Raw genomic sequence first — 24093 nt, forward strand, 5'->3', positions numbered from 1 at the left:
TCGCGACAGCGTCGGGGGCGGGTGCGACGATCGTCGGGTGCTGCTCTCCGAGCTGGTCACCACGCACGCCGCCCTCGCCGCGACGCGGTCCCGGCTGCGCAAGCGCGCGCTGCTCGCGGGCGCGCTGCGCGCCGCCACGCCGGGCGACGAGGTCGAGGTCGCCGCGGCGTTCCTCTCCGGGCGTCCGCGGCAGCGCCGCACGGGGCTGGGCTGGCGCACGCTGGGGAGCCTCCCGGCCCCGGCCGACGAGCCGTCGCTGACCCCCGCCGACGTCGACGCCGCCCTCGACCACCTCGAGCGGCTCGCCGGCGCGGGCTCGCAGGCGGCCCGCCGGGCCGCCGTCGACGACCTGTTCGCCCGCGCGACCGCCGACGAGCAGGACTTCGTCCGGCGGCTGGTCCTGGGCGAGCTGCGCCAGGGCGCGCTCGACTCGCTGCTCCTCGACGCGATCGCGGCCGCGGCCGACGTGCCGCTGCCGGTCGTGCGGCGCGCCGCGATGTTCAGCGCCCTGTCCGGCCCGATCGCGCGAGCGGCGCTCGACGGCGGCGCGCCCGCCCTCGAGGCGTTCCGGCTCGAGCCGGGGCGGCCCGTGCGGCCGATGCTCGCGTCGTCGGCCCCGGACGTCGCCGCCGCGATGGAGAAGTTCGACGGCGCCGACGTCGCGGCCGACACCAAGCTCGACGGCATCCGCGTGCAGGTGCACCGCTGGGGCGACGAGGTGGCCGTCTTCACGCGGTCCCTGGACGACATCACCGCGCGCCTGCCGGAGGTGGTCGCCGTCGCGCGGTCGCTCGACGTGCGCACGGTCGTGCTCGACGGCGAGGCGCTGCTCCTCGACGACGCGGGGCGGCCGAGGCCGTTCCAGGACACGGCGTCGCGCACCGGCACCCAGGACGCCGACGCGGGCGACAGCCTGCCGCTGACCGTGCGGTTCTTCGACGTGCTGCACCACGACGGCACCGACCTCATCGACGCGCCCGCGGCCGAGCGGCTCGCCGTCCTCGACCGGGTGCTGCCGCCCGAGGTCGTCGTGCGGCGGCTGGTGTCCGCCGACGTCGGCGAGGTGGAGCGGTTCTTCGCCGACGCCGTCGCCGCCGGCCAGGAGGGCCTCGTGCTCAAGGCCCTCGACGCGCCGTACGCCGCCGGGCGCCGCGGCGCCGGCTGGGTGAAGGTCAAGCCGCGGCACACGCTCGACCTCGTCGTGCTGGCCGTGGAGTGGGGCTCCGGGCGCCGGCAGGGCTGGCTGTCGAACATCCACCTCGGCGCCCGCGACCCCGCCACCGGCGGCTTCGTCATGCTCGGCAAGACGTTCAAGGGCATGACCGACCAGATGCTCGCCTGGCAGACCGAACGGTTCACCGAGCTCGCGACGTCACCGGCGGACGGGTCGTCGTACGTCGTGCAGGTGCGTCCCGAGCAGGTGGTGGAGATCGCGTTCGACGGCGTGCAGCGCTCCACCCGGTACCCCGGCGGGATGGCGCTGCGCTTCGCGCGGGTGGTCCGCTACCGCGACGACAAGACCGCCGACGAGGCGGACACCGTCGACACCGTGCGCGTGCTCGCGGCCGGCGCGCCGGCCGACGGCTGACGCTCAGCGCCGGCCACGGCCCCCGCGAGGGCGCCCGCGCCCGGGCCGTCCGCCGGCGCCCGGCCGCCGCCCCTGCGACGTGGCGCCCTTGCGCCCGTCCCGGCGCCCGTCGGCGGGGCGGGCGTCGCCCTTGCCGCGCGCCGGCGCCTCCGCGGCGGCCTCCGCGCGGTCGCGGCCGGCCCGTCCGCGCGAGCTGTTCACGGTGCGACCCCGGACGATGCCGATCATCTCCTCGACGAGCTCCTGCACCTCGTCGGACAGCCCCTCGACCCGCCACGCGAGCGCCACGGGCGCGGCGGGTCCGCCGTCCAGCACGCGGTACGTGACGTCCTTGCGGTGGTGCAGCCGCGCCAGCGACATGGGGACGACGGTGGCGCCCGCGCCGGTGGCCACCAGGGCGATCGCGTCCGCCGCGGTGGCGGGGCGCTCGGGCTCGACCGCGCCGCCCGCGCCGTCGTCGTACGCCGCGGGCGCACGACCGGGCACGCTCGCGCCGTCCGGGTAGAGCACGTCGTCCGAGGCCAGCCAGACGACGTCGTCGGCGAGGTCGGCGGCGGTCACGACCTCCTCGTCCGTGGTCGCCGCGAGCAGGTGGTCGCGGGACACGACGACCACCGGCAGCTCCTCGTACAGCGGGATCGCATGCAGCGCGGCGGTGTCGACCGGCAGCCGCAGGATCGCGGCGTCGACGCGCCCCTCCGCCAGCGCGGCCGAGGCGTCGGCGGCGTCCAGCTGCACCAGGCCCAGCCGGACGTCGGGCAGCCGGTCGCGCCACGTGCGCGCCCACCGGCCCGGCGTCGCGCCGGGCACGTACCCGAGCCGGAAGGCGACGCCGGCGCCGTCGTCGGCCACCGCGCCGTCCTCGTCGAGAACGGCATCGTCGAAGGTCGGCTCGGGGGCGTCGTCGGGGCCATCGCCCGGCTGGTCGGTCACGGCACCAGGCTACGTGGGCGTCGCGCGCGGGCTGCCGCGACTACGCTGGGGCCCATGGCCGGAACCCCCTTCTCCCAGCAGGTCCTCAAGCCGATGAACGCGGCGAAGAAGCTCGGGGTGTACCTGCCCGCGACCCCGCCCGAGTTCCAGGAGCACGGCGTCACGCGCGCCGAGCTCGAGGAGCTCGAGAAGAACCCCCCGCAGTGGCTCGCCGACCTGCGTCGGAACGGCCCGCACCCGCGCCCCGTCGTCGCGGGCCGCCTGGGCATCTCCATCGCCGGGCTCGCGCGCGGCGGCATCACCGACCCGCTGACCACCGAGCAGATCGACGAGCTGCGCCAGGACCCGCCGCAGTGGCTGGCCGACGAGCGCGCGACGGCGGAGAAGGTGCGCGAGGAGGAGGACCGCGTCGCGGCCAAGGCCGCCGAGCAGGCCGCGCGCGAGGCGCGCCGCTCCCGCTGACCCGCGGAACCTGTGAGATCGGTCCGTCTGTCCGAGGTCGGTCCGCATGGTGACCGACCTCGAACCACCTGACCGAGCTCACGGTCAGTCGCGCGCGGCGACCCGGTCCGTGTGGCCGAGGGACAGGTCCGGGGCGACGGCGTCCCGGATCGCCTTCTTGAGCGGCGGGATCTCCGGGAACCCGCCCTCGACGGCCCGGTCCCACAGCGTCACGGCGTCCCGGCCGTCGCCGGGGTCGAGCTCCACTCGGAACACCCCGCCGGTACCCGGCACGAGGGCCACCTCGCCGAGGCGGGTCCGGAACGTCTGTAGCAGCTCCTGCGCCACCCATGCCGCGCGCATCAGCCACCGGCACTGCGTGCAGTAGGTGATCGACACGCGCGCGGTCGACGCGGCCTCGGGCACGGCGGGGGCTTCGGTCATGACGTCAGGGTAGGGCGCTGTCGGGCAGGTCCGTCCGCGTCGGGGAGACTGGTCGGGTGCACCACGTCCCTGAGCCCGACCCCAGCCCCGAGCCCGCCGCCCCCGGCGCCTCCGATCCCGCCGCGCGCCTGGACGCCGTCCTCGCCGCGCTGACCCCGTGGCCCGAGGACGGCTCGCGCCCGGACGGCCCCGTCGCCGTCGACGCCACCGACCGGCTGCTGCTCGACGAGGCCGCTCCCCTGCTCGCGACGGCGTCCCCGGGCGAGGTGGTCACGATCGGCGACCGGTTCGGCGCGCTGACGCTCGGGGCCCTCGCCCTCGGCGCCTCGGACGTCCGCGTGCACGCGGACTCGACCACCACCGAGGCCGCGATCGACCACCAGCTGGACGACGTCGACCGGCTGGACCTCGCACGAGGAGGCCGAGACCGGCTCGAGATCTCCGTCCGCGACGACCTGGACGAGCACCTGCTCGCCGGCGCCCGGCTGATCCTGCTGCAGCTCCCGAAGTCCCTCGCCGAGCTCACGGAGATCGCCGAGCTGGTGGCACGGCACGCCGCGGAGGACGTGGTCGTCCTCGCGGGTGGGCGCGTGAAGCACATGACGCGCTCCATGAACGACGTGCTCGCCGCGTCGTTCACCGACGTGCGTGCCACGCTGGCGCGGCAGAAGTCGCGCGTGCTGGTGGCCTCCGGCGTGCGGCCGGAGGCGCGCGACGCGGCGCCCAGCTATCCCGCCACCGCCCGGCTGACGGACGCCGAGCTCGTCGCCGCGGCGGGGACGCCGCACCTCGACGTCGTCGCCCACGGCGGGGTGTTCGCCGGCACGGCCCTCGACCTCGGCACCCGCTTCCTGCTCACGACGGCCGACAAGTGGCCCGTCGCCGACCGCGTGCACGACGCCCTGGACCTGGGCAGCGGCACCGGCCTGCTCGCCACGGTCCTCGCGCACCGGTATCCGGACGCACGGGTGACGGGCACGGACAGCTCGGCGGCGGCCGTGGCGTCGACGCGCGCGACGGCCGAGGCCAACGGCGTGGGCGAGCGCGTCGTCGCGCTGCGGGGCGACGCCGGCCAGGACCTGGAGCCCGCGAGCCTCGACCTGATCTTGCTCAACCCGCCGTTCCACGACCGCGCCGCCGTGCGCACCGACGCCGCGCACCGGATGTTCGTCGCGGCGGGGCGCGCGCTGCGCCAGGGCGGCGAGCTGTGGTGCGTGTTCAACACGGCGCTGCACTACCGGCAGGCCCTGACCCGCGCCGTCGGGCCCACCGTGCACATCGTGCAGAACCCGAAGTTCACGGTCACCCGGTCCCGCCGGCGCTGAACGATCGTGCCGAGGTAGTTCTCCCCGCGCCGAGGTAGTGGACTGGACCACTACCTCGGCGCGTTCGGAACTACCTCGGCGCGTTCGGAACTACCTCGGCACGATCGGAACTACCTCGCCGAGAGGGTCAGTGCACGTCGACGACGTCCACGACGAAGACGAGCGTCGCGCCGCCGGGGATGCCGGCCTGCGGCACGCCGCGCTGGCCGTAGCCGTGCTCCGCCGGGATGGACAGCAGCACGCGGTCGCCGACGTTGCGGCCGACCAGGCCCTTGTCCCAGCCGCCGATGACGGCGCCGACGCCGATCGGGAAGTCGATGGTCTGGCCGCGGTCGTAGGAGTTGTCGAACACGCCGCCGCCCCAGGTCTGGCCGAGGTAGTTGACGACGATGGTGCGGCCGGCGTCGACCACCGGGCCGGTGCCCTCGTTGAGCACCTGCACCTGGAGGCCGGCGGGCGCCTCGCCCTCGGGGAACGTGATCTGGGGCTTGTCGCCGAAGCCGCCGGTGGCGGTGGGGAGCGTGGTCACAGGGGTACCTCGTCTTCGTCCGGGGACCGCCGGGCAGCAGCCCGGGCGGAGATGCGCCGTCCAGCCTAACGGGACGCCGCGCTCTGCACCCCGGCGACGTCGCGCAGCGCGGCGAGCGCGGCCCGCACGGGCGGGGTGTCGGCGACCGCGTCCTGCACCAACGCGTAGATCGACCGCACCGGCACCGGCCGCACCACCGGCACGGCCACGGTCCCGGCGGCCGGGCGCACCGACCCGAGCGCGGGCAGCACGGTGATGCCGATGCCGGCGGCGACGAAGGCGAGGGCGGTGGGGTAGTCGTGCGCCTCGACGGTGAACGCGGGGCTGAACCCGGCCGCCCGGCAGGCCTCGAGCAGGTTGCGGCGGCACCACCCGCGCGCGAAGTCGTTGTCGACCCAGCGGTCGCCGACCAGCTCGGCCAGCTCGATCTCGTCGCGGCCGGCCAGCGGGTGGTCCAGCGGCACGACGGCGACGTACGGGTCGTCGAGCAGGTGGTGGGCCGTGGTGCCCGCGGCCGGCCGGAAGTCGGGCTGGGCGACGGCGAGCTGGAGGTCCGCGCGCCGGGACGGGTCGGTCGGGATCTCCTCGGTCAGCTCGAGGTCGAGCCGCACCCCGGGGAAGCCCGCGGCGAGGGTGCTGACGACGGCCGGCAGCCACGCGGCCCCGACGGACGCGAAGTAGGCGACGGACAGGCTGCCCGAGCGCCCGGAGCGCAGGTCCGCGACGAACGTCTCGACCTCCCCGATCCGGGCGAGCAGGCCGTCGGCCTGGGCGGCGAGCGCCTGCCCCGCAGCCGTCGGCCGGACGCCGCGCCCGTGCCGGGCGAGCAGCTGCAGGCCGGTCTCGCGCTGCAGCGCCGCCACGTGCTGGCTCACGGCCGACGGGGTGTAGCCGAGGTTGGAGGCCGCGGCGGCGACGGAGCCGCTGGCGACCACGGAGCGGAAGATGCGGAGCCGGTGGACGTCGAGCATGGTCGCGACACTACAGCGCGACTGAACTGTTCGGTAGATATCTGAACTGGTGCTCACGGGACGTGACGAGGCAGGATCGGCGGCATGGCCCAGACCGCCGCCGGCAGCACGCCCCCCGCGTCCACCGCCGCGACCACCACGACCACCGCGCCCCGCGCGACCACGACCGCCCGGGTCGGCCCCCTCACCGCCGCCGCGATGGCGGTCACGGTGGTGCTGTGGGCGTCGGCGTTCGTCGGCATCCGCGCGGCGGGACAGGACTTCGCCGCCGGGCCGCTCACGCTCGGCCGCGTCGCGGTGGGCACGCTCGCCCTCACCGTGATCCTCGGTGTGGCGCGCACCCGGCGCCGCGCGCCGGTGCGGCTGCCGCGCGGCCGGGTGCTGCTGCTGGTCCTCGTCTGGGGCGTGGCGTGGTTCGGCGGCTACAACCTCGCGCTGAACGCCGCCGAGCAGCACCTCGACGCGGGCACCACCGCGCTGCTGGTCAACATCGCGCCGATGCTCGTCGCGGTCCTCGCGGGGCTGCTGCTGGGCGAGGGGTTCCCGCGACGGCTGCTCGTCGGGATGGCGGTGGCGTTCACGGGCGTCGTGATCATCGCCGTGGCGACGTCGGCCGGCCGCTTCGACGCGGTGGGCGTCGTCCTGGGCCTCGCCTCGGCCGCGCTCTACGCGGGGGCGGCCACGCTGCAGAAGCGGCTGCTCCCCCACGTCGACGCGCTCACGATGACCTGGCTGGGCTGCCTCGCCGGGACGGTCGCGGCGCTGCCGTTCCTCCCCGGGCTGGTCACCCAGCTCGCGGCCGCCCCGACCTCGTCCGTCCTGGGCGTCGTGTACCTCGGGGTGTTCCCGACCGCGATCGCGTTCAGCACGTGGGGCTACGCCCTGAGCCGGACCAGCGCGGGACGCACGGCGGCCGCGACCTACGCGGCCCCGCCCCTCGTCGTCCTCATGTCCTGGGTGCTCCTCGACGAGGTCCCGACGGCGATCGTCCTCGTGGGCGGCGCGCTCGCCCTCACCGGCGTCGCCGTCGCCACCCTCCCCCGCCGCGCCCGGCCTGTCAGAGCCGCATGACGGCCGAGCGGGCCGTGACCGGTCAGAGGGCGGCGGCCTTGCGCTCCAGCACGCCGCGCTCGCGGGCGTTGCCGCACAGGCGGGCGGCCAGCTCGAGCTCGCCGCGCGCCTCGTCGGAACGCCCGAGCCGCGCGAGGAGCTCCCCGCGCACCGACGGCAGCAGGTAGGAGCCGGAGAGCACCTCGCGCACGACGAGGTCGTCCACGAGCGCCAGCCCGGCCGCCGGCCCGCTCGCCATCGACACGGCGACGGCGCGGTTGAGCTCGACGACGGGCGAGGGCGCCACGCGGCCCAGCGCCTCGTACAGCAGCACGATGCGCTCCCAGTCCGTCTCTGCGACCGACGGCGCGACGTCGTGCTGCTCCGCGATCGCCGCCTGGAGGCCGTACGGGCCCAGGCCCCGCCCCACGGCGACGGCGTGCGACAGGGCGGACCGCCCCCGGAGGATCGCCGAGAGGTCCCACCGCCGCCGGTCCTGGTCCTCGAGCAGCACGGGCTCGCCGTCCGGGCCGGTCCGCGCCGCGAACCGTGCCGCGGTGAGCTCCAGCAGCGCGAGGAGCCCGTGCGCCTCCGGCTCGTCGGGCACGAGGCGGGTCAGGACCCGCGCGAGGCGCACCGCCTCGTACGCGAGGTCGGGGCGCATCCAGTCGTCGCCGGCGGTCGCCGTGGAGCCCTCCGAGAAGATCAGGTAGAGCACGTTCAGCACCGACCCGAGGCGCTCCGGCCGGTCCTCGGCCGTCGGGACCTCGAACGGCACGCGCGCCGCGGCGAGCGTCTTCTTCGCGCGCGTGATGCGGGCCTGCACGGTGGGCACCGGCACGAGGAACGCCCGCGCGATCTCCTCGCTGGTCAGGCCGCCCACCACCCGCAGGGTCAGCGCGATCCGCGCCTCCTTGGCCAGCACGGGGTGGCAGGAGACGAAGAGCAGGGCGAGCCGGTCGTCCTCGATCCGGTCCGGGTCCCACAGCAGGTCGCCGTCCGGGTCCGGCGCGCCGCCCGGCGCCCCCGTCAGCGCGCCGCCCTCGCCGAGGTCCCGGGCGAGGGTCGCGTACCGCTCGTCCCGGCCCGACCGGCGGCGGAAGGCGTCGATGGCCCGGCGCCGGCCGGTGGCGAGCAGCCACGCCGTCGGGTCGCGCGGCACGCCGTCGCGCGGCCAGGCGACCAGCGCCTCCGCCAGGGCCTCGGACGCGACGTCCTCCGCGAGCGCGAAGTCGTTGGTGTACCGGGCGAGGGCGCCGACGATGCGGCTGGACTCGATGCGCCAGACCGCCTCGACGGCACGCCGGGAGGCCGCGCCGTCGGCGCGGCCTCCGTCGTCGGGGGCGGGCGGGTTCACTGACCGCGCTGCGCCTGCTCCGCGCGCCATCCCTCCTCCTTCTGGATCCACTCGTCGTCCTGCGGGAAGTCCTCGACGGCGTTCACGCGGCGCACCTCGAGCTTGGTGCCGGCACCGGACAGCGGCGCCCGCTTGGCCCACTCGATCGCCTCCTCCTTGGAGGCCACGTCCACGATCCAGAAGCCGTTGAACAGCTCCTTGGTCTCGCCGTAGGGGCCGTCGGTGACCACGGGGGTGTCGGTGGAGAAGTCGACGACGGCACCCTCGGACGCGTCCGCCAGCCCCTCACCCGCCGCGAGGACGCCGGCGTCCATCATCGACTCGTTGTAGCGGCCCATGGCGGCGATGACCTCGGTGAAGTCCATCTCCTCGTAGGCGGCCTGACCCTCGTCGGTCCCCCGCATGATCAGCATGTACTTGGCCATCGTCCTGCTCCCTGTCGTGATCGCGGTCACCCTCGTGGCGACCTTCTCATCCCCAGGTCGAACGGGGAACCGCAGGATCGACACCGGGCTCAGAACTTCTTTCGCGAACCCTCTTGCCACCGTTGGCTAATGGGCTTAGCTTTATGGCTATGGACACCAGGAGCACCGAGATCCAGCGTCTCTCCCGGCCCGAAGGGCGCCTCGCCTACACCGACACGGGCTCGGGCCCGCTCGTCGTCGCCGTCCCCGGCATGGGCGACCTGCGCTCCACCTACGACGACCTCGTCCCCGCCCTCGTCGCCGCCGGCCACCGCGTGGTGGTCACCGACCTGCGCGGCCACGGCGACTCCGACACCACCTTCACCACCCACGGCGACGTCGCCACCGGCACCGACCTCGTCGCCCTCGTCGAGCACCTCGACGCCGGGCCGGCGGTGCTCGTCGGCAGCTCCATGGGCGGGTCCGCCGCCGTGTGGGCCGCCGCCGAGCGGCCCGACCTGGTGCACGGGCTCGTGCTGGTCGCCCCGCACCTGCGCGAGACGGGCTCCTCCGCCCAGCTCCGGATGAACCGCCTCCTGTACCGCGCGATGTTCGTCCGCCCGTGGGGCGCCGCCGCCTGGGCGTCCCTCTACACCTCGATGTTCGCCAAGGGCCGCCGCTCGCCCCGCCACGCGCAGCACGTCGCGGAGATCCGGCGCAGCATGGCCGACCCGGCGCACCTGCGCTCGTTCCGCGACCTCGCGCTCGCGCTCGACCACTCCGTCATCGAGCCGCTCGTCCCCCGCGTCCAGGCCCCGTCGCTCGTCGTCGTCGGCGACCTCGACCCGGACTACAAGGACGCGGGCGCCGAGCTCGGCCGCATGCGCGACGCGCTCGGCGGCAGCGAGCTCCTCGTGCCGGGCGTCGGGCACTACCCCCAGCACCAGGCGCCGGAGGTCGTGACGCCCGCCGTCCTCGACTTCCTCGCGGGACTCGTCAGCCTCGACCGCCGGAGGGGCGACGGCGTCGACGGGATGGCCGACCGTGCCTAGGGCCGGGCTGTCCCGCGACGCGGTGGTGCGGATCGCCCTCGAGCAGGTGGACGCCGGCGGCCCGACGGGCCTCGCGGACCTCACCCTCGCGAAGGTCGCCGCCACGGCCGGCGTCGCCACCCCCAGCCTGTACAAGCACGTGGGCTCGCTGGCCGCGCTGCGCCGGCACGTCGCGCTGGTGGCCCTCGCGGAGCTGACCACGGCCAGCGCCGCCGTCACCGTGGGCCGGTCCGGGCCCGACGCCCTGCGCGCCCTCGCCCGCGCGTGGCGCGCCTACGCCGCCGCGCACCCCGGGCGCTACGCCGCCACGCAGCTCGCGCCGGACCCCGAAGCCCCCGAGGACGCCGAGCACCGGGAGGCGGCGACGCGCATCGTCGCGCTCGTCGGCGCCGTGCTGCACGGCTTCGGCCTGCCCGACGACCGCATCGTCGACGCCGTGCGCGTCGTGCGCGCGGGCGTGCACGGCTTCGTCGTCCTGGAGCTCGGCGGAGGGTTCCGCCTGCCGGAGGACCTCGACCGCAGCTACGACGCGCTGGTCGACATGCTCGTCACCGGCGTCACCGCCCTCGCCGACGCGCCGGCGTCGGCCGAGCACCCTGAGGAGCAGCCGTGACCACGCCTGCCACGACCACGCCCGCCGCGACCCACCGCGCGGGGACCCGCCCGCCCTCGCCCGCCGCCGACGCCCTGCGCCGCACCGTCCGCTGGACCACGGCAGGCGCGATCGCCTCCGGCTCGCTCCTGCTGCTCTTCCCCGCGCTGCGACCGTGGCCGGACGAGGCGGTGGCGACCCTGGCGCTCGCCGAGGCGTTCGCCTCCGACCGGTGGGTGGTCGCCCACCTGTGCGGGATCGCCGGGCTCGGGCTCCTCGCGCCCACGTTCCTCGGCCTGCGGTCGGTGCTGCGCGCACGCCACGCCTCGGCCGGGCACGCTCCGGGCGGCCGCGCCGCCACGGCCGCCGTCGCCACCGCGTGGGCGGGCGCCGGGGCGTGCGCGCTCTACTTCGGCGCGGAGATCTTCGGCATCCGCACGATCGCCGAGGCCGCGCTGCGCGCCGACGACCCGGCGCTCCTGGCCGACGTCGACGTGCTGCGCGAGCAGCCCGCGGCGATGACCGTCTTCGGCCTCGGCCTCGCCCTGGTCGCCGCCGCCGGCCTGCTCGCCGCCGGCGCGCTGTGGCGTGGCGGGGTGCGGCCGCGCTGGTCGGGCGTCCCGCTGGCTGCCGGCCTGGTGCTGTACCTGCCGCAGTTCTTCGGCACCCCCGCGGTGCGCGTCGGGCACGGCGTGCTCGTCGCGCTCGGCCTGGCCCTCGTGGCCTGGGCCCTCGCGCGCCCGGCGGCCGACGCCCCCGGGACGGCGACGGCCGGCCACCCCGAGGGGTGACCGGCCGTCGGCGTGCGGAGCGGTGAACGTCAGTCGCCGCCGCGGAGGATCGCCAGGATGCGCAGGATCTCCAGGTACAGCCAGACGAGCGTCACGATCAGCCCGAACGCGGCCGACCAGGCGAACTTCGCCGGGACGCCCTGCTCGACGCCACGCTTGATGGAGTCGAAGTCCATGATCAGCGACGCCGCCGCGAGGCCGACCGCGACCAGGCCGACGATGACGCCGATCGGGCCGGAGCGCAGGCCCCACTCGCCGCCGGCGACGCCGGTCCACATGAGGACCACGTTCACCAGCGAGAAGGCCAGGTAGCCGACCATCGCGACCAGCAGCCAGCGCGTGAACTTCGGGGTGACGCGCACCTTGCCGGACTTGAACAGGAACAGCGCGGCCGCGAACGTCGCCATGGTGGCAACGACGGCCTGCAGCACGATCACCGACGCGGACGTGCCGCTGTCGCCGACCGCGATCGACCCGAACGCCAGCGAGATGCCGCCTAGGAAGACGCCCTCCGCCACCGTGTAGGCGATGATGAGCGCCGGGCTCGGGTTCTTCTTGAAGGCGTTGACGAGACCCAGCACGAGGCCGGCGATCATGCCGACCGGCCACAGCTGCGGCGCGAAGTTCCACGTCGCGGCGGCCACCACCACGAGCAGCGCGAGCAGGCCGCCCGTCTTGATGATGACGTCGTCGTAGGTGAGGCGCTTGGTGTCCGCCGTCGTGGCGGACGGCGACTGGTACATGTTCTCGAGCGAGGCCGCGTCGGCGGCCTGCGCCCCGGTGGTGCCCGCGGACGCGCCGTAGGCGACCTGCCCGTACTGCGGCTGCCGCGACGCGGTCGCCGCGCCGCCACGGCCGTTGCGGCGGGGCTCGCCGAAGACGTCGCTGTTCGAGAAGACGGGGTTGCTCATGAACTCCTCCTGGTCGCGGCTGCCGGGTGCCCGACGACGGGTCGTCGCGCGTGCAGAGCCGGGTCGCTGGCCGTGCGATCCATCGTAGGGAACGCATCGGCGTCCCGATAGGTTCCCGCGATCACCCCCTCCGATCGAGACGGACCCGTGACCGGCACGTAGGCTCGGAACACCGTGATCGCCGACGGCGGCGGGGCGACAGCACCTGAGACGACCGTTCCAGGGAGCGACATGATCGAAGCGCACGGACTGACGAAGCGATACGGACCCCAGCTCGCGGTGGACGACGTGACGTTCACCGTCCAGCCCGGCGTGGTCACGGGCTTCCTCGGCCCCAACGGCGCCGGGAAGTCGACCACGATGCGCATGATCATGGGCCTCGACCGGCCGACCGCGGGCCACGTCACGGTGAACGGGCGCCCGTACGCCCAGCACGCGCGGCCGCTGGCGGAGGTGGGCGCCCTGCTGGAGGCGAAGGCGGTGCACCCGGGCCGCACGGCACGCCAGCACCTGCAGTCCCTCGCCGCGACGCACGGGATCGCGCCCGCCCGCGTGGACGAGGTCATCGAGCTCACCGGCCTGGCGGCGGTGGCGCGCAAGCGGGTGGGCGGGTTCTCGCTCGGCATGGGCCAGCGCCTCGGCGTCGCGGTGGCGCTGCTCGGCGACCCGCGCACGCTCATCCTCGACGAGCCGGTCAACGGCCTCGACCCGGAAGGCGTGCTGTGGGTGCGCACGCTGTCGCGCTACCTGGCGGGCGAGGGGCGCACGGTGTTCCTGTCCAGCCACCTCATGAGCGAGGTGGCGCTCACCGCGGACCATGTGATCGTCATCGGCCGGGGCCGCATCCTGGCGGACATGCCCGTGCAGCAGCTGGTGGACGGCGCCTCGCGCCACGTCGTGCGGGTGCGCTCGCCCCAGGCGGCCGACCTCGCCGACGCCCTGCGGCGCGAGGGCGGCGACGTCTCCCCCACCGACGACGGCGCCCTGGAGGTCACCGGGATCGCGGCGGCCCGGGTGGGCGAGGTCGCCGCCGGCGGGGGCGTCGTGCTGCACGAGCTGACCCCGGTCGCCTCGACGCTCGAGGAGGCGTACCTCGAGCTCACCGCCGACTCCGTCGAGTACCAGACGGAAGCGGTCGGCACGACGGACGGAGCGCCCCGATGACCACCGCCCCCGCACCGACCCGCGAGGCCGCGCCCGCCGTCGACGTCCACCGCGTGACGTTCGGCCGCGTGCTGCGCGGCGAGTGGATCAAGTTCCGCACGCTGCGCTCCACGGTGTGGACCGTGGTGGTGACGGCCGTGGTCATGATCGGGCTCGCGCTCATGATGGCCGCGATCATGCGCGTGGCGGCCGACACCCCCGAGATGTCCGAGGGCATGTCCCAGGACCCGGGCCTGCAGGCGATCGGGCTCACCGGCACCACGATCGTGACGTTCGGCTACTCGTTCGGCGCGCTCGCCGTGGGCGTGCTGGCCACGCTGATCGTCACCAGCGAGTACTCCACGGGCACCGTGCGCTCGACCTTCGCGGCCGTGCCCCGCCGCCTGCCCGTGCTGTGGGCCAAGCTGGTCGTCATCGTGCTCACCACCGCGGTCGTGGTGGCGGTCGCCCTCGCGATCGCGTACGTCGCGACCGCCCCGATGCTCGACACCGCCGGGCTGAGCGTGGACCTGTCCGACCCCGAGCAGGTGCGCGCGCTGGCCGGCTGCGTGCTCTACCTGGCCACCGTGGCCGCGTTCGCCCTGGCCGTGGGCACCCTCATGCGGCACAGCGCGGGCGCCATCTTCACGATCGTGGCGCTCTTCTTCGTGGTGCCGCTCATCTTCAGCATCGTCGTCCAGGCGACCGACGCGGCGTGGACGGACTGGGTCAACAAGCTGCTGCCCAGCGTCGCCGGCGAGCGGGTCATCTCGCGCGGCGCCGAGACCGACGCCCTGCTGGACCCCTGGGTGGGCTACGCCGTCCTGGCCGGGTACACGGTCGTCCTGCTCGTCGCCGCCGCCGTCACGCTCAAGCGCCGCGACGCCTGACGACAACGCTGGTCGAGCCTGTCGAGAGCCCTGCTGGGTTCTCGACAGGCTCGACCGACAGCGCGGCCGAGCCGGGTCAGGCCGGGTCCGTGCCCGCCTCGCGGCGGGCGACCGCGGCGGCCTCCTCGGCCTTCTCCGCGGCGCGGGCCGCGGCCCGCTCGGCACGCTCGGCCCGGCGCACCGCCCGGCTGTCGCGCTTGGTCCGACGACGCTCCTTGCGCCGCTCGATGAGCTCGTAGAGCACGGGCACCACGAACAGCGTGAGCAGCGTCGAGGAGATGAGCCCGCCGATGACCACGAGCGCCAGCGGCTGGCTGATGAACGACCCGCCGCCGGTGAGCCCCACGGCCATCGGGGTCAGCGCGAAGATCGTCGCCAGCGCCGTCATGACGATCGGCCGCAGCCGCTTGCGGGCGCCCTCGCGCACCGCCTCGTCCAGCGACCGGGGGTGCCCCTTCGACGGGTCCCGGTACTGGTTGATGAGGTCGATGAGCACGATCGCGTTCGACACCACGATGCCCACCAGCATCAGCACGCCGATGAGCGCCGGGACGCCCAGCGGGGTGTCGGTGGCGAGCAGCGCCAGCAGCGCGCCCGTGGCGGAGAACGGCACCGACACCAGCAGGATCAGCGGCTGCACCAGCGACCCGAACGTCGCGACCATCACCAGGTAGACGATGGCGATCGCGGCCAGCAGGGCCAGGCCCAGGTCGGCGAAGGCGTCCGCCTGGTCGGCCGCGACGCCGCCGACCTCGACGGTGGCCCCGGCCGGCAGGTCGAGGTCGTCGGTCGCGGCGGTGATGTCGGCGCTCAGCGTGCCGACGTCCTGGGTCTCCGGCGTCACCGAGACCGTGGCCGAGCGCTGGCCGTCGGTGCGGGAGATCGACGTGGGGACGTCGACCTTCTCGACGGTCGCGACGTCGGTGAGCGGCACCGTGCCCGCGGCGGTGGGGATCTCGAGGTCCTCGATCTCGCCCTGCGTGGCCGGGGCGTCGCCGGTCTTCACGACGACGTCGACCGGGCCGTCGCCCAGGTCGACCTCGCCCGCCGTCTGCTCCGGGTCCATCGCGCCCGACACGACGCCGGACACCTGGGTCTCGGTCAGGCCCGCCTCGGCCGCCTTCTCGCGGTCGACGGACACCTGCACGACCTGCTGCGCGGCGGCGAGGTCGTTGGTCACCTCGGCCACGCCGTCCAGGCCGGACACCGCGTCGGTGACCTGCTGGGCCGCCGCCTCCAGGTCGTCGGCGTCGTGCGACTGCACCACGAGGTCCACGGTGGTCGACCCGAAGCCGGAGTCCCCGCCCGAGACGCTGACCTCGGAGGTGACGCCGGTGTCGGCCAGCGGCTCGACGGCGTCGCGGATCTCGCCCTGCGCGGCGACGCCGTCGGCGTCGGCGTCGAGGGTGACGGCGAAGGTCGCCTGCGGCGCGGAGCCGCCGCCCGTGAACGCGGCCATCGCGGCGTCTCCCGAGCCCACGGTGGTCTGCACGCTCTCGACCGCGTCCACGTCGCCCAGCGCGTCCTCGACGTCGGCGGCCGCGGCGTCCTGCGCCTCGAGGGACGCGCCGTTCTCGAACGTCTGCGTCACCGTGACGGTGTCCTGGCCGGAGTCGCCGATGAAGTTGGTCTCCAGGCGGGGCACCAGGGCGAGGGTGCCGCCGAGGACGGCGACCGCGACGACGAGCGTCACCCACGGGTGGCGCAGGGCGGCGCCGAGGCTCGGCACGTAGGCGCGCTGCCACAGACCGCGGCGCTCCTTGGCCTCCGCGGCCTCGCGGACACGCTCCGCCTCGGCCGGGTCGGCGGCCACGGCGGGCGCCTTGACGAACCAGTACGCCAGGACGGGCACGATCGTGAGGGCCACGACCAGCGACGCGAGCATCGCGATCGCGACGGTCATCGCGAACGGACGGAACAGCTCGCCCACCATGCCGCCGACCAGCGCGATCGGGAGGAAGACGGCGACCGTGCTGATGGTCGACGCGGTGATCGCGCCGCCCACCTCGCGCACGGCGGTGAGGATCGCCTCCTTCTTGTCCTCCCCGTACGACAGGTGTCTCTTGATGTTCTCGATGACCACGATGGCGTCGTCGACGACGCGGCCGATCGAGATGGTGAGGGCGCCCAGCGTGAGGATGTTCAGCGTGTACCCGGTGGCGTTCATGACCACGAAGGTCACGGCCAGCGACAGCGGGATCGACACGGCCGACACGAGGGTGGAGCGCAGGGAGACGAGGAACACGAGGATGACGATCACGGCGAAGAGCAGGCCGAGGCCGCCCTCGGTGGCGAGCCCCTCGATCGACTCCTCGATGAACGGCGCCTGGTCGAAGACGACGGCGGTGGTGACCCCGGCGTCCTCGAGCTCGGGCCGCAGGTCGTCCATGGCGTCCTGGACGGCGTGGGAGACGTCGACGGTGTTGCCGTCCGGGGTCTTGGTGATGGCGACGCCCAGCGAGTCCTCGCCGTCGAGCCGGGAGTGCGACGTCGCCTCGACCGGCACGACCTTCACGGTCGCCACGTCGGAGAGCGTCACCGGCTCGGGGGCGGCCGGCATCTGCACGGCGGAGGGGTCGGTGGCGCCGGGCACGGAGCCCTGTGCGGAGCCGTCGGCCGCGGGCGGGGCGCCCGTGCCGTCGCCGACCTCGCCGGTGGTGCCGCCGGTGGCGTCGCCCGCGCCCGACGTCGCGCCCGCGGCGGCGGACGGGTCCGGCACCAGCGGGAGCGCCTTGAGCTCCTTGACGCTGTCGATGCTGGAGCCGGCCTGCACGGAGTAGGTGACGTCGTCGTCGGTGATGGTGCCGGCGGGCAGCACGACGCCGTTGTCCTTCAGCACGTCGGCCACGTCCTGCGTGGTCAGACCGGCTGCGGCGAGCTTCTTCGTCTTGACGTCGACCAGCACCTGGTCGGTCTCGCCGCCGGTCACGGCGACCGAGCGCACCCCGTCCAGGTCCTCGAGCGCGGGCACGACGACGGAGTCGACGGTGTCCGCGAGCGCGGCGGCGTCCACGGACTCGCCCGAGTCCTGGCTGCCGGCGGCCGCGAGCTGGATGACGGGGAGGTCGTCGAGCGAGCCGGTGACCACCTGCGGCTCGACGTCCTCGGGCAGCTGGGACTGGATGCGGGTGACGGCGGTCTGCAGCCGCTGCGTCGCCGCGTCCATGTCGGTGCCGTACTCGAACTGCACGGTGGTCACCGAGCTGCCGGTGGACGCCGTCGAGCCGACGGACTCGATGCCCTCGACCGACTGGGCGGCGGCCTCGAGCGGCTCGGTGACGCGCTGCTCCACCACCTCCGGCGACGCGCCCGGGTAGGTCGCGACGACCGCGCCCGCCGGGAGCTCCAGGGACGGGATGAGCTCCTGCTTGAGGGAGCCCAGGCTCATCGCCCCGAAGACGAAGATCGCGATCGTCGCCAGGGCGACGACGGCGCGGTTCGCCAGGGACAGGCGGGCAAGTCGGAACACGCTCACTCCAGTCGGACGGTCTGCAGGTAGGGCACGACTCCGCTGTCGTGACGCACGGGCTGAACGGACGATACGCGCCGCGGGTTCCCCGGGACATCGTCCGAAAGTCGGACGGGCGCCGAGCGGTGACCCGCTCGGCGCCCGTCCTCGTGCGTCGCGGCGCGCGGCCGCGACGTCACGTGCTGGAGGTCACAGCTCCGACATGGCTTCCTCGGGGGTGCCCTCGACGGCGGCGGCCGCCTTGTTCCAGCGCGCCCACAGCACGCGCTCGCCGAGCTGGCCGGCCATCTTGTGCGCCGTGATCAGGAAGACGACGACGCCCACCGCGAGCACCGCGACGGCCACCCAGTACGGCAGCGCGAGGCCGCTCGGGGCGAGGAGGCCCGCGATGACCGGCGCCGGGGCGGCGAAGCCCCAGCGCACGAGGTTGAACGCGCCGGTGGTCACGCGCCGGTCCGGGTCACCGAGCGCCAGCGACAGGTCGGTGAGGATCGCGTTGGCGATGCCCATGAACACGCCGGCGACGACGAGCACGACGATCGAGGCCGCCGTCGGCAGCCCGAGCGCGAGGAGCAGCGTCATGACCAGCACGCCCGCGATCGCGACCCCGAGCGTCTGCACCTGCCCGATCGTGTGCGCCAGCTTGTGGCCGACGACGAGGATGCCGAACGCGAGGCCGAGGCCCCACGCCGTGAACACGAGGCCCAGCGGGACGACGCCGAGCCCCAGGAAGATCGGCGTGTAGCCGAGGATGATGAAGAACACGAAGTTGTACGTGGCCGTGACGGCGGCGAGCGCGAGGAACGTGGGCTTGCGGAACAGGGAGAAGACCTGGCCCAGCTTCAACGGGGTCGGCTTCTCGGCCGGGTCCTTGAGCTTCGTGATCGACACGGCCAGGGCGACGATCATGAAGAGGCCGCAGGCGAAGAACGGCACGCGCCAGCTGATGCTGCCGAGCAGGCCGCCGATGAGCGGCCCGACGGCGAACCCGAGGCCGACGCAGGTCTCGAAGATGCCGACCACCCACTCGCGGTCGTTGGCGAGCGAGACGAGCAGCACCATCGCGGTGGCGAAGAACATCGCGTTGCCGAGGCCCCACAGGCCGCGCAGCGCCGCGAGCTGGCCGATGGACGTGCTCAGCGCGGCGAGGATCGCGGCGACGGCGACGAGGGAGACCCCGGCGCCGAGGATCTTCTTGTACCCGAACTTCCCGGTGGCGAGCACCGCCGGGATCATGCCCACCGCCATGACGGCGATGTAGGCGGTGAAGAGCAGCTCGATCTGCCAAGTGGTCGCGCCGATCTCCTCGCCGATGATCGGCAGGATCGGGTCGACGACCGCGATGCCGGCGATCGCGAAGAACGCGGTCAGCGCGGTGGCGTAGATGGCGGTCTTGTTCGGTTCGTTGCGTGTGCCTGCCACGAGCTCCTCACTCCTGCCCCACGGGTCCGCCGCGGGCTTCGTCTGCTGGTCCTGGACCGCCGCCCTCGCCGGTCGGGCGTCCCGTCGGGGCGCCGAGATACCTGCATCGTGCAGGCAATTTCCCTGTAGGATACACCTATGACCGCTTCCCCGGGAAACAGTCCGGAGCCCGAGCGCCCTGACCTGCGCGGAGACCCGGGCGGCACGAGCCCCGAGGTGCTCGCACGCGTCGAGCTCGGCCTCGCCCAGCTGCTGCGGCGGGCCGAGCGCACCAGCGCCGCGACCACCGCCCGCGGCGGCGCCGGCGACCTCGACCGGTCCGGCTACCTCATGCTGCACGCCCTGCGCGACGGCGGGCCGCAGCACGTGCGCGCCCTCGCCGACCGGCTCGGCATCGACGCCTCGACCGTGACCCGGCAGGCGGTCGCCCTCGAGCGGGCCGGCCACGTCGAGCGCAGCCGGGACCCGCAGGACCTGCGCGCCGTCGTCGTCACCGCGACCGACAGCGGGCGGCGCGCCTTCGCGTCGCAGCGCCGGCGGCGCAGCGCCACCTACGAGGCGGTGCTCGACGGCTGGTCCGCCGCCGACCGCGAGACCCTCGCCGACCTCGTCGAGCGCCTCAACACCGACCTCGACGCGTACAAGCGCGGCGCGTAGCCCCTCCGGGCGCGCGATCTGCCGTGGGCAGATGCGCTGCGGGCAGAGAACCCTCCCGTCCCGGCCGTCCCCGCCGGACCGTGGGGGCATGAGCACACCCGCACCCACCAGTCCCGGCTCCTTCGACGACCAGCTCACCGCGCGGCTGCTGCACCAGCGCATCGTGGTGATCGGCACCGAGATCGACGACGCCGTCGCGAACCGCGTCGGCGCCCAGCTCCTGCTCCTGTCGGCCGAGGACCCCCGGTCCGACGTCGCCCTGTACGTCAACTCCCCCGGCGGCTCCATCAGCGCCGGGCTCGCGATCTACGACACGATGCGGCTGCTGCCGAACGACGTCGTCACCGTGTGCTTCGGCTTCGCCGCGAGCATGGGCCAGTTCCTGCTCACCACCGGCACCAAGGGCAAGCGCTACGCCCTGCCGCACGCCCGCGTGATGATGCACCAGCCGTCGGGCGGCATCGGCGGCACCGCCGTCGACATCGCCATCCAGGCGGAGAACCTCGAGCACACCAAGCACGTCATGCACGAGCTCATCGCGCAGCACACCGGCCGCACCGTCGAGCAGATCGCCGCCGACAGCGACCGCGACCGCTGGTTCACCGCCACCGAGGCGCTGGAGTACGGGATGGTCGACCGCATCGTGGAGAACGTCGACGACGTGCGGCCCACGGCCGCCGGCCGGAAGGCGGGGCTGTGATGAGCGGCTACCCGATCCCGAGCGTCGTCGAGCGCACCCCGCTCGGCGAGCGGTACTCCGACGTCTTCAGCCGGCTGCTGCGCGACCGCATCATCTTCGTGGGCACGGAGATCGACGACGGCGTGGCCAACGTCGTCATGGCGCAGCTGCTGCACCTCGAGTCCGAGGCGCCCGACCAGGAGATCGGGCTGTACATCAACTCCCCCGGCGGCTCCGCCACGGCGATGACCGCCATCTACGACACGATGCAGTACGTGCGCTGCGACGTCGCCACCACCTGCATGGGCCAGGCCGCGTCCGCCGCCGCGGTGCTGCTCGCCGCCGGCACGCCGGGCAGGCGGACCGTGCTGGAGCACTCCCGCGTGCTGCTGCACCAGCCGTCCGGCCAGGGCCAGGGCACCGTGTCCGACCTGGCCATCCAGGCGCGCGAGGTGCTGCGGCTGCGGGCCGAGACCGAGGAGCTGCTCGCCCGCCACACCGGGCAGACCATCGAGCGGTTGCGGGCGGACACCAACCGCGACCTCATCCTGTCGGCGCACGACGCCGTCAGGTACGGCGTGGCGGACGCCGTCGTCATGTCGCGCAAGCTGTCCACCGCCGCCTGACGCGTCGTCGGTCGAGACCCAGTCGCCGGTCGAGCCTGTCGAGACCCTGTACCGGGTTTCGACAGGCTCAACCAGCGGACCCAGTCGCCGGTCGAGCTTGTCGAGACCCAGTACCGGGTTTCGACAGGCTCAACCAGCGGACCCGGTCTCGACAGGCTCAACCAGCGGACAGGTCTCGACAGGCTCGACCAGCGGCGGCGCTCAGGCGGCGAGGGCGACCACGTCCGACGTCGTCGTCGAGCGCACGTGCCGCGGCGCCGACGACGAGCGCTCGCGCACCGAGGTGACGACCCGGACCCTCTGCTGCTGCTCGACGCTCGCGGCGAGCGCGTCGTGGGCCTGGGAGACGAGGTCGACGAGGCGGAGGCCGAGCCCCGCGCACACGGCGGCCAGCATCTCGGAGGACGCCTCCTTGCGGCCTCGCTCCACCTCGGACAGGTATGCCGTGGACATGCGCGCAGCGCCGGCCACCTCCTGCAGGGTGCGGCCCTGGCGCAGCCGGGCGCGGCGCAGGATGGCGCCGACGAGGTGGCGCAGCAGCGGCTCGCGCACGTGCTGCACCTCGGTCACCGTGCCGACCCGCATGTCCGCCGTCATGCCGACGACGCTACCCGCGCCCGGCCGCCGACGGCTCTGCCAGCGGCTCGACGGGCGGCCGTTCTGCTGACGGCAGAAGGCGGCGGGCGGCCCGGGTGCTGCCGAACAGCACCCCGCCGACGACGAGCACCGCGCCGATCCCCTCGACAGGCGTCACCCGCTCGCCGAGCACCAGCCAGGCCGCCGTCATGCCCACGACGGGCACGAGCATGGAGAACGGCGCCACGACGCCCGCCGGGTGCCGGGCCATGAGCCAGGTCCACACGCCGGAGCCCAGCACGGTGCCGACCAGCACCGTGTAGGCGAGGCCGACGACGGCGCCCACCGCGCCCGGCTCGTCCCACGACGTGAGCGAGTGCGCGATCTCCCCCGGCCCCTCCACCAGCAGGGACAGCGCGAGCATCGGCAGCGGCGGCACGACCGACATCCACAGCGTGAGGCGCAGCGGGCTCTGCGGCTTCGCCTGGCGGTTGCACACGTTGCCGATCGCCCAGCCGAAGGCGCCGGCGAGGGTGAGCAGGAACGGCACGACGGTCGCGCTCGCGGACTGCTGCCAGGCCACGAGGGTGAGGCCGCCCACGGCGACGAGGATGCCGAGCACTTGCCTCCCGCTCACCCGCTCGCGCAGGAACGTGGCACCGAGCAGCACGGTGAACGGCCCGGACATCTGCAGCACGAGCGAGGCGAGCCCGGCCGGCATGCCGGCCGCCATGCCCCAGTAGAGGAACAGGAACTGGAGGGTGCCGAACCCGAGCCCGTAGCCGACGAGCCAGCGCACCGGCACGTCGGGCCACGGCACCAGCAGCACCGTGGGCACCGCGATGAGCGCGAAGCGCAGCGCCACGAGGAACATCGGCGGGAAGTGCTGCAGCGAGGCGTCGATGGCGATGAAGTTCAGCCCCCACATGAGGGCGACGAGGACGGCGAGCAGCCGGTGACGGGCGGGCATGCGCCCAGCCTCACCCGAGCAATCATGAAGGACAAGCGAAAGTTGCTTCACTCTGTCTGTAGCCTGCCTTCATGGATGCCAGGCACCTCGAGCTGCTCCGCGAGCTGGCCGACCGGGGCAGCGTCACCGCCGTCGCGCGGGCCACCCACCGCACGCCGTCGGCCGTGTCCCAGCAGCTCCGCACCGCCCAGCGCGAGCTGCGCACGCCGCTCGTCGAGCCGTCCGGCCGCGGGCTGCGCCTCACCGAGGCGGGTCGGCTGCTGGCCGAGGGCGGGGCCTCCGTCGCCGCCGCGCTCGAGCAGGTGCAGGCCCGCTGGGACGCGTTCCAGGGCGAGCCGTCCGGCACCGTCACGGTGGCGGCGCTGGCCAGCGCCGCCACGTTCCTGCTGCCCCGGGTCATGGCCGACCTCGCGGGCACGGCGATCACGCTGCGGTGCGCCGACGTCGACATCGCCGAGGCCGAGTACGGCCCGCTCACCGCCGACCACGACGTCGTCGTCGCGCACTCCCTCACCAGCGTGCGGCCGGCCGGCGCCGAGGCCCTCACCGTGGTGCCGCTGGCCCGCGAGCCCCTCGACATCGCGATGGCCGCGCACCACCCGCTCGCGCGCCTGCCGCAGGTGCGGCCGCGCGACCTCGTCGACCAGGACTGGATCGGCGTCCCCCTCGGCTACCCGTTCGACTCCGTGCGCCTCGCCGTCGAGCAGGCCACCGGGGCCGAGCTGCGCGTCACCCAGCGGCTGCGCGACAACCGCCTCATCGAGGCGCTCGTCGCCACGAGCGACCAGGTCGCCGTGCTGCCCCGCTTCACCACCCCCACCGACGCCGGCCTGGTGCTGCGCGAGCTGGCCGACATCGCGTCCGCGCGGCACGTCTCCGCGGTGCTGCGGCCCGACCGGGCCGAGCGGCTCGCCGTGCGGCGCGTGGTCGAGGCCTTCCACCGGGCGGGCGCCGACGTCGCGGCCGCGATGACGCGCTGAGGTCGCGGCAGCTTCCGAGAGGCATGACGACCGGACCCAAGCTGCCCGGTGCCCATCCCGGCTGGACCTCCGGCGACGTCGCGCTCCCGGCACTGAGGTGCCCCCGCCCGGGTTCGAACCGGGACTGGGCCGGGTTTAAGCCGGCTGCCTCTGCCAGTTGGGCTACGGGGGCGTCGTGCCGAGTTGCCGAGATAGAGAAGGCGACCCGACGAGATAGAGAGGCTACGCGCCGCACCGCCTGCGGCGCGTAGCCTCTCTATCTCGTCGGGTCGCCTTCTCTATCTCGGCGGGAG

General features: G+C 74.5%; 24 protein-coding genes and 1 tRNA gene. 13 read left to right on the plus strand and 12 right to left on the minus strand.

Annotation, left to right across the window (positions count from 1 at the left end; translation table 11 throughout):
- The first annotated feature begins 37 nt into the window (after window positions 1-37).
- Window positions 38-1588, plus strand: a complete 1551-nt coding sequence (locus ACQFYA_RS16220; RefSeq protein ID WP_499125861.1) for an ATP-dependent DNA ligase — start codon at window positions 38-40, stop codon at window positions 1586-1588.
- A 3-nt stretch (window positions 1589-1591) separates the two neighbouring features.
- Here ACQFYA_RS16220 and ACQFYA_RS16225 read toward each other — a convergent pair whose 3' ends face one another.
- A complete protein-coding gene (locus ACQFYA_RS16225; protein WP_499125862.1) occupies window positions 1592-2521 on the minus strand; it encodes a LysR family substrate-binding domain-containing protein in 930 nt (309 codons plus the stop codon).
- A gap of 54 nt (window positions 2522-2575) precedes the next feature.
- Between ACQFYA_RS16225 and ACQFYA_RS16230 the strand changes: the two genes are divergently transcribed.
- Complete coding sequence (locus ACQFYA_RS16230; RefSeq protein WP_499125864.1) at window positions 2576-2983, plus strand: DUF5997 family protein; 408 nt, start codon at window positions 2576-2578, stop codon at window positions 2981-2983.
- 84 nt (window positions 2984-3067) lie between these two features.
- On the opposite strand, the gene ACQFYA_RS16235 is transcribed toward ACQFYA_RS16230, so the two are convergent.
- Window positions 3068-3406 (minus strand): Rdx family protein, encoded by a 339-nt coding sequence (locus ACQFYA_RS16235; RefSeq protein ID WP_499125865.1) that lies wholly within the window; start codon window positions 3404-3406, stop codon window positions 3068-3070.
- A 128-nt stretch (window positions 3407-3534) separates the two neighbouring features.
- Here ACQFYA_RS16235 and ACQFYA_RS16240 point away from each other — a divergent pair, with 128 nt between their 5' ends.
- Window positions 3535-4731, plus strand: coding sequence for a class I SAM-dependent methyltransferase (locus tag ACQFYA_RS16240; RefSeq protein ID WP_499127575.1), 1197 nt, complete (start codon window positions 3535-3537; stop codon window positions 4729-4731).
- A 127-nt stretch (window positions 4732-4858) separates the two neighbouring features.
- Here ACQFYA_RS16240 and ACQFYA_RS16245 read toward each other — a convergent pair whose 3' ends face one another.
- Window positions 4859-5260: an FKBP-type peptidyl-prolyl cis-trans isomerase gene (locus ACQFYA_RS16245; protein WP_499125867.1), complete on the minus strand. Its 402-nt coding sequence runs from the start codon at window positions 5258-5260 to the stop codon at window positions 4859-4861.
- Between the two features lie 65 nt (window positions 5261-5325).
- Window positions 5326-6231, minus strand: a complete 906-nt coding sequence (locus tag ACQFYA_RS16250; RefSeq protein WP_499125869.1) for a LysR family transcriptional regulator — start codon at window positions 6229-6231, stop codon at window positions 5326-5328.
- An 84-nt stretch (window positions 6232-6315) separates the two neighbouring features.
- On the opposite strand from ACQFYA_RS16250, the gene ACQFYA_RS16255 reads away from it, so the two are divergent.
- Entirely contained in the window at window positions 6316-7302 is a 987-nt protein-coding gene (locus ACQFYA_RS16255) for a DMT family transporter (protein WP_499125871.1), read from the plus strand.
- A gap of 22 nt (window positions 7303-7324) precedes the next feature.
- Here the strand turns inward: ACQFYA_RS16255 and ACQFYA_RS16260 are convergent, their stop codons facing one another.
- Window positions 7325-8668 (minus strand): RNA polymerase sigma factor, encoded by a 1344-nt coding sequence (locus ACQFYA_RS16260; RefSeq protein WP_499125873.1) that lies wholly within the window; start codon window positions 8666-8668, stop codon window positions 7325-7327.
- On the minus strand, window positions 8635-9063 hold the full coding sequence (locus ACQFYA_RS16265) for a YciI family protein (protein WP_499125874.1): 429 nt from the start codon (window positions 9061-9063) through the stop codon (window positions 8635-8637). Before ACQFYA_RS16265 ends, ACQFYA_RS16260 begins: the two co-directional genes overlap by 34 nt.
- A gap of 149 nt (window positions 9064-9212) precedes the next feature.
- On the opposite strand from ACQFYA_RS16265, the gene ACQFYA_RS16270 reads away from it, so the two are divergent.
- From ACQFYA_RS16270 to ACQFYA_RS16280, 3 genes are read left to right on the plus strand one after another with little or no spacing between them, the layout of a single operon-like run.
- Entirely contained in the window at window positions 9213-10094 is an 882-nt protein-coding gene (locus ACQFYA_RS16270; RefSeq protein ID WP_499125876.1) for an alpha/beta fold hydrolase, read from the plus strand.
- Window positions 10087-10707, plus strand: coding sequence for a TetR/AcrR family transcriptional regulator (locus ACQFYA_RS16275; RefSeq protein WP_499125878.1), 621 nt, complete (start codon window positions 10087-10089; stop codon window positions 10705-10707). The genes ACQFYA_RS16270 and ACQFYA_RS16275 overlap by 8 nt, the downstream gene beginning before the upstream one ends.
- Window positions 10704-11477 carry a hypothetical protein gene (locus tag ACQFYA_RS16280; RefSeq protein WP_499125880.1) on the plus strand — a complete coding sequence of 258 codons (774 nt, stop codon included), beginning with the start codon at window positions 10704-10706 and terminating at the stop codon, window positions 11475-11477. The genes ACQFYA_RS16275 and ACQFYA_RS16280 overlap by 4 nt, the downstream gene beginning before the upstream one ends.
- A gap of 29 nt (window positions 11478-11506) precedes the next feature.
- Here the strand turns inward: ACQFYA_RS16280 and ACQFYA_RS16285 are convergent, their stop codons facing one another.
- Window positions 11507-12388, minus strand: coding sequence for a Bax inhibitor-1/YccA family protein (locus tag ACQFYA_RS16285; protein ID WP_499125881.1), 882 nt, complete (start codon window positions 12386-12388; stop codon window positions 11507-11509).
- A gap of 231 nt (window positions 12389-12619) precedes the next feature.
- Between ACQFYA_RS16285 and ACQFYA_RS16290 the strand changes: the two genes are divergently transcribed.
- Together ACQFYA_RS16290 and ACQFYA_RS16295 are read left to right on the plus strand one after the other, a co-directional pair.
- On the plus strand, window positions 12620-13552 hold the full coding sequence (locus ACQFYA_RS16290) for an ABC transporter ATP-binding protein (protein ID WP_499125884.1): 933 nt from the start codon (window positions 12620-12622) through the stop codon (window positions 13550-13552).
- Window positions 13549-14421, plus strand: coding sequence for a DUF2705 family protein (locus ACQFYA_RS16295; protein WP_499125886.1), 873 nt, complete (start codon window positions 13549-13551; stop codon window positions 14419-14421). Before ACQFYA_RS16290 ends, ACQFYA_RS16295 begins: the two co-directional genes overlap by 4 nt.
- 76 nt (window positions 14422-14497) lie before the next feature.
- On the opposite strand, the gene ACQFYA_RS16300 is transcribed toward ACQFYA_RS16295, so the two are convergent.
- Together ACQFYA_RS16300 and ACQFYA_RS16305 are read right to left on the minus strand one after the other, a co-directional pair.
- On the minus strand, window positions 14498-17890 hold the full coding sequence (locus ACQFYA_RS16300; RefSeq protein ID WP_499125887.1) for an efflux RND transporter permease subunit: 3393 nt from the start codon (window positions 17888-17890) through the stop codon (window positions 14498-14500).
- 189 nt (window positions 17891-18079) lie between these two features.
- A complete protein-coding gene (locus ACQFYA_RS16305) occupies window positions 18080-19312 on the minus strand; it encodes an MFS transporter (protein WP_499125888.1) in 1233 nt (410 codons plus the stop codon).
- 138 nt (window positions 19313-19450) lie between these two features.
- Here ACQFYA_RS16305 and ACQFYA_RS16310 point away from each other — a divergent pair, with 138 nt between their 5' ends.
- The 3 genes from ACQFYA_RS16310 (at window position 19451) to ACQFYA_RS16320 (ending at window position 21274) form a co-directional block, all read left to right on the plus strand.
- Window positions 19451-19969 carry a MarR family winged helix-turn-helix transcriptional regulator gene (locus tag ACQFYA_RS16310; RefSeq protein WP_499125890.1) on the plus strand — a complete coding sequence of 173 codons (519 nt, stop codon included), beginning with the start codon at window positions 19451-19453 and terminating at the stop codon, window positions 19967-19969.
- An 88-nt stretch (window positions 19970-20057) separates the two neighbouring features.
- On the plus strand, window positions 20058-20669 hold the full coding sequence (locus ACQFYA_RS16315) for a ClpP family protease (RefSeq protein WP_499125891.1): 612 nt from the start codon (window positions 20058-20060) through the stop codon (window positions 20667-20669).
- The gene (locus ACQFYA_RS16320; RefSeq protein ID WP_499125893.1) at window positions 20669-21274 is read left to right on the plus strand and encodes a ClpP family protease; all 606 of its coding nucleotides are present in this window, start codon (window positions 20669-20671) and stop codon (window positions 21272-21274) included. Before ACQFYA_RS16315 ends, ACQFYA_RS16320 begins: the two co-directional genes overlap by 1 nt.
- A gap of 201 nt (window positions 21275-21475) precedes the next feature.
- Here the strand turns inward: ACQFYA_RS16320 and ACQFYA_RS16325 are convergent, their stop codons facing one another.
- Together ACQFYA_RS16325 and ACQFYA_RS16330 are read right to left on the minus strand one after the other, a co-directional pair.
- Window positions 21476-21871: a helix-turn-helix domain-containing protein gene (locus tag ACQFYA_RS16325; RefSeq protein WP_499125894.1), complete on the minus strand. Its 396-nt coding sequence runs from the start codon at window positions 21869-21871 to the stop codon at window positions 21476-21478.
- 10 nt (window positions 21872-21881) lie between these two features.
- Complete coding sequence (locus ACQFYA_RS16330) at window positions 21882-22820, minus strand: EamA family transporter (protein WP_499125896.1); 939 nt, start codon at window positions 22818-22820, stop codon at window positions 21882-21884.
- Between the two features lie 71 nt (window positions 22821-22891).
- On the opposite strand from ACQFYA_RS16330, the gene ACQFYA_RS16335 reads away from it, so the two are divergent.
- A complete protein-coding gene (locus ACQFYA_RS16335) occupies window positions 22892-23800 on the plus strand; it encodes a LysR family transcriptional regulator (RefSeq protein WP_499125898.1) in 909 nt (302 codons plus the stop codon).
- A 98-nt stretch (window positions 23801-23898) separates the two neighbouring features.
- On the opposite strand, the gene ACQFYA_RS16340 is transcribed toward ACQFYA_RS16335, so the two are convergent.
- Window positions 23899-23972 (minus strand) — tRNA-Leu (locus ACQFYA_RS16340).
- Window positions 23973-24093: the final 121 nt, after the last annotated feature.

The organism is Promicromonospora sp. Marseille-Q5078 (genome assembly GCF_050315395.1).
GTDB lineage: Bacteria > Actinomycetota > Actinomycetes > Actinomycetales > Cellulomonadaceae > Isoptericola.